This window comes from Rhizorhabdus sp. (assembly GCF_018006725.1).
Lineage (GTDB): Bacteria > Pseudomonadota > Alphaproteobacteria > Sphingomonadales > Sphingomonadaceae > Rhizorhabdus.
Genome location: NZ_JAGMXV010000349.1, coordinates 1 through 3,983, shown reverse-complemented (window position 1 = coordinate 3,983; position 3,983 = coordinate 1). Strand labels below are relative to the sequence as shown.

Below are 3,983 nucleotides of genomic sequence, written 5' to 3'. Positions count from 1 at the left end.
GGAAGCGCGCGAGGCCACCGCCTTTCTCCGCCAGCACATGCAGGATGATGGCGGGTTCGCAACCTATCGCCGAGACGTCTATGCAAGCTGGACCGAAGGCAAGGCGGTCAATCCAGCCTGGTATGATGCCCATGGCTGCGTCACCGCAGCAGCCGCGCACCTGCCCGACCTGGGACCTGCGCCACTGGACTATTTGCGGGCCATCCAGCAGCCCGATGGCGACTGGCAAAGCTATTGGTGGGAAAGCGACCGCTATGCCACCGCGCTGGCCGCCGAGGCCTTGGCATCGCAGGGCGGCCAGGGCGATACGGACCGGGTGCGGCATGCGGTCAAAGGGACATGTGCCTGGCTGGACCGTGAAGGGGGCGCCGAAAAGCTGGTCGAGCGCCCCTTCGAAGCCGCGTGGGCGCTGCGCACGCTGGCGTTGAGACCGCTCGATGAAGGCGACCAGCTCAGGCGGCTGGTCGACATGTTGCTGGCCACCCAAAATGAGGATGGCTCCTGGCGTGCCTCGGCCGCTCTCGCCATCCCCAACCGGCGGGGCGAGATCGTCCAGGCGATCGACACCCGTCGCTGCTTCACGACCGCGACGGTTCTGGACGCGCTTGGCCGCATCGAACAGTGGGTACGGGCAGTTCGCTGACAACAGCAGATGTCCTGCTTTCCCGCAGCGCCCGAAGCGCCCAGTCATGTCGAAAGGCCTGCTGCAGTTCGTCCGCACTAAAATCGAGGCCATGCTCCCGTGCGAGGGAGCACAGTACGCCTGGATTGTCTTGCTGCGCCGCAAGACGCGAGCGGATCACCCCGTCCTGGCGGGCGGCAGCGAGGAACAGCAAGGCGTTTTGCACGGTCATCGCTAGACAGTCGCAGCCGCTCGCGCCTTCGTCAAATCGCCGCAAGGCGGCCTGACTTGATCACGACATTCGAATTGGACACGTTTCTGTCGTCTCGTCGGGCATAAAGGGGAAAGCGGTGCGGCGGGCAAAGCCGGCTCTGCGCGGCCATTGAGCCGCGCCGCCCATCCCCGCTCGCCCCCCGTCAGCGCACCGTCTCTCCATTGTCGATCACCATATTCGTGCCGGTGATATGGCGCGATTCCTCCGACGCGAGGAACAGCACGAGGTTGGCGACATCGATCGGCTTGCCCATGCCGTGGTTGCGGGTCTGCTCCATACCGGCACTGTCGGCGTCGAGTTCGGCGACCGCCTGCGCGGTCATCGGGGTTTCGATGCCGCCCGGCGCGATCGAGTTGCAGCGGATCGCATAGCCCTGCTCCTGGCAGTGGATCGCGATCGAGCGGCTCATCGAGATGATGCCACCCTTGGCGCCGGCATAGGCCGGGATCTGGCTGAGGCCGATCATGCCGCCGATCGAGGCCATGTTGATGATCGATCCGCCGCCGCCCTTGGTCATGTGCGGGATCGCAGCCTTGCAGCCGAGGAAGGTGCCGTCGAGCATCACGTCGACCTGGATCTTGTAGTCCGCAAAGCTCAGTCCCTCGATCGTGCCGAAGCGAACGAGGCCGGCATTGTTGACGAGGACGTCGAGCTTGCCGAAGCGGGCGATGGTCTCGGCGATCACCTCGTCCCAGCGCGCCTCGTTGCGGACGTCCTGGTTCAGATAGACCGCACCGGGGATTTCGGCGGCGATGCGCGCGCCGAGTTCGTCCTGCACGTCGGTGATGACCACTTTCGCGCCTTCGCGCGCGAGCAGCCGCGCATCCTCGGCACCCAGCCCCGACGCGCCGCCGGTGATGATCGCGACCTTGCCCTCTACCCTGCCCATCGTCCCGTCTCTCCTCGCATCCGGCTCAGCGCCGGCCTTCCAGATAATCGTTGATCACTTCGTGAAAGCGGCGGACCCGCGTTTCCTGTCCGGCCAGATAACAATCCCCGAATGCCATCGATCGCAAGCCCTTCTGCTGGGTCACGGCCAGCGACAGGTCCTGGGCAAGGAAATCGCCCTGCGCGATCGTCGTCTGATAGCGTTCGAACTCGCCGCTGCTATGCTCGGCCTCGCGAAAGGGGCGCATGCCGTAGAGGGTCGGGATCTCGCTCATCCCGCGCACCGGCGGCGCCAGATACCAATAGTCGAAGGTCGACCAGTTGGGGTCCTCGGCATCGGGTTCGGTGCGGAAGACGTGGAGCCCTTCGGGCGTCGCCGTCAGCGTCAGGTTGGGGAAACAGGTATGGTGCATCTGATCGGTGAGTTCGTCATCGGTCAGACGCTCGAAATGATCATAGCCACGCGCTGGCCCCAGCGCCCTACGCGCTCGCTGGAGCGCCAGCCGCCCTTCCTGCGCCCGCCCCTCATAGTCCGCCGGGTCGATGTCCCATTCGCGCAGGACCGAAGCCCAGAGCGGCTTGACCTGCTGCGCATCCGGGTAGCGCGATGAAGGCTGCAGTTTCTCGATCATCCGGTTGTGGCCGTTGGGATACATCTCGAACAGCGTCGTCGAATAATGATCGTCGATCATCGGCTCGAACTGCGGATGGACCGAGGGGATATGATAGGCCTCGTTGAAATTGTCAGAGGCGAACTTCCAGTTGGTGTTTACCCGCAGCGTCTGCCACACGACCCGCGTGTAAGTCTCCAGGTCGCGGTTGGCGAACAGCGTCGGGATCGGGTCGAGATAGTCGAGCAGAGCCGGTGCGTCCGGGTCGAAGCTCCAGAAGATGAAGCCGCCCCAGGTCTCGCAGCGCAGTTCCTTGAGCGTCAGCTTGCCGCACGGATTGCCCTGCGGGAAATCCTCCGGGTCCTGGACCTGCGCGAGCACCCCGTCGAGGCCCCATTTCCAGCCATGATAGGGACAGGTGAGGGCCCCGCTGACCGATCCCTCCGATACCGACAGCAGCCGGTTGCCGCGATGCATGCAGACATTGAACAAGGCACGGATAGCCCCGTCCTTCTGGCGGACCATGACGACGCTCTCATGACGGAAATCATGGACGATGAAGTCGCCCGGCTCCTCCAGCTGCGACACGCGCCCGCCCAGATGCCAGACCCGCTTCCACATATGCTCCCATTCGCGGTCGGCGAAGTCCTTGGACCAATAGCGGTCCCCGCCGATCGGATCCCCGCGCGCGGAGGGAGGACGTGCATCGGGGTGGACCGGATAACCGGTCCGGTCTTCGGCGAGAGTGGCCATGGCGGTATCCTGGAAAAAGGGTTCAGCGGGACGCGTGGATCTCGGCGAGCGAACCTGGCAGCGGCATCATCGAGAACATCGAATAGCGGCGGCACTTCCAGCCCGCCGAGGTCTCGACCGCGTCGAAACGATATTGCACCTGCACCTCGACGCTGTTGCCGTCCTTCGCGCGGCCGAGGCCGATCACATAGGCGCTCATCGACGCGGTCGCGCCGTCATAGGCATTGGGACGGAAATTGGTGATGTAATGCGCGTGGTGGCTCATGTCGGCGAATACGCGATCGAAAAAGGCCTTCATCTCGCCTCGGCCATTCATCACCGGCAGGCCGATCGCCGAGAAATCGAGCACGGCATCCTCGGTGAACAAGTCAAGCAGGGCATCGACATCGTCGAGGCGATCGACCGCATAGCAATAGGCGGTCATCAGGTCCTGAAGCGCGATGCGCACCTCCATCGGCATGCCGGTCATGCGATACATCCTTTGCTGTTCGAAAAAGCGGGGCCGACCACGAGGAGATGTGCAGCCGGCCCCTCCGCCGTCACCAGCGGACCTTGAAATCCAGACCATATTCGCGCGGGTTGCCGAGCGAGGCGAGCGTACCGATCCCGACCAGATTGAGCTTCTGGCCGTAATATTTCTCGTTGAAGAGGTTGCGGCTCCACGCGCCGATCGACCAGCGTTCGCCATCGGGCGACCAGGACAGCGACGCGTTCGCCAGGTCGATCGACTCGACGAGCTCGGTCGGACGGCCGGTGAAGGCGGTGAACTTGCTGCTGGTGTAGCTGTAATTGCCGGTCGCGGTGACGGTCCCCCCACCCAGTGGCTGCTGGATGG

Annotated in this window: 5 protein-coding genes and 1 pseudogene; 1 reads left to right on the top strand and 5 read right to left on the bottom strand. The window is 64.2% G+C overall.

The features are described 5' to 3' along the window. The coding region (locus KAY22_RS25715) for a prenyltransferase/squalene oxidase repeat-containing protein (protein ID WP_296625949.1) at positions 1–643 on the top strand (643 nt) is incomplete at its 5' end. Here the strand turns inward: KAY22_RS25715 and KAY22_RS28025 are convergent. From KAY22_RS28025 to KAY22_RS25695, 5 genes and pseudogenes are all read right to left on the bottom strand, one after another. Then, on the bottom strand, positions 579–854 hold the full coding sequence (locus KAY22_RS28025; protein WP_366514166.1) for a Nif11-like leader peptide family natural product precursor: 276 nt from the start codon (positions 852–854) through the stop codon (positions 579–581). The genes KAY22_RS25715 and KAY22_RS28025 overlap by 65 nt on opposite strands. Positions 855–1,038: 184 nt before the next feature. Next, positions 1,039–1,785, bottom strand: a complete 747-nt coding sequence (locus tag KAY22_RS25710; protein ID WP_296625948.1) for an SDR family oxidoreductase — start codon at positions 1,783–1,785, stop codon at positions 1,039–1,041. Between the two features lie 25 nt (positions 1,786–1,810). Continuing rightward, positions 1,811–3,148: an aromatic ring-hydroxylating dioxygenase subunit alpha gene (locus KAY22_RS25705; RefSeq protein ID WP_296625947.1), complete on the bottom strand. Its 1,338-nt coding sequence runs from the start codon at positions 3,146–3,148 to the stop codon at positions 1,811–1,813. A gap of 22 nt (positions 3,149–3,170) precedes the next feature. Next, positions 3,171–3,617, bottom strand: a complete 447-nt coding sequence (locus KAY22_RS25700; RefSeq protein WP_296625946.1) for a nuclear transport factor 2 family protein — start codon at positions 3,615–3,617, stop codon at positions 3,171–3,173. A gap of 70 nt (positions 3,618–3,687) precedes the next feature. Next, positions 3,688–3,983: pseudogene (locus KAY22_RS25695) on the bottom strand (TonB-dependent receptor); the annotation flags it as partial.

Bases quoted from the DNA above. Each gene is read 5' to 3' on its own strand.
- KAY22_RS28025 (WP_366514166.1), bottom strand. From the start codon at position 854: ATGACCGTGCAAAACGCCTTGCTGTTCCTCGCTGCCGCCCGCCAGGAC.
- KAY22_RS25710 (WP_296625948.1), bottom strand. From the start codon at position 1,785: ATGGGCAGGGTAGAGGGCAAGGTCGCGATCATCACCGGCGGCGCGTCG.
- KAY22_RS25705 (WP_296625947.1), bottom strand. From the start codon at position 3,148: ATGGCCACTCTCGCCGAAGACCGGACCGGTTATCCGGTCCACCCCGAT.
- KAY22_RS25700 (WP_296625946.1), bottom strand. From the start codon at position 3,617: ATGACCGGCATGCCGATGGAGGTGCGCATCGCGCTTCAGGACCTGATG.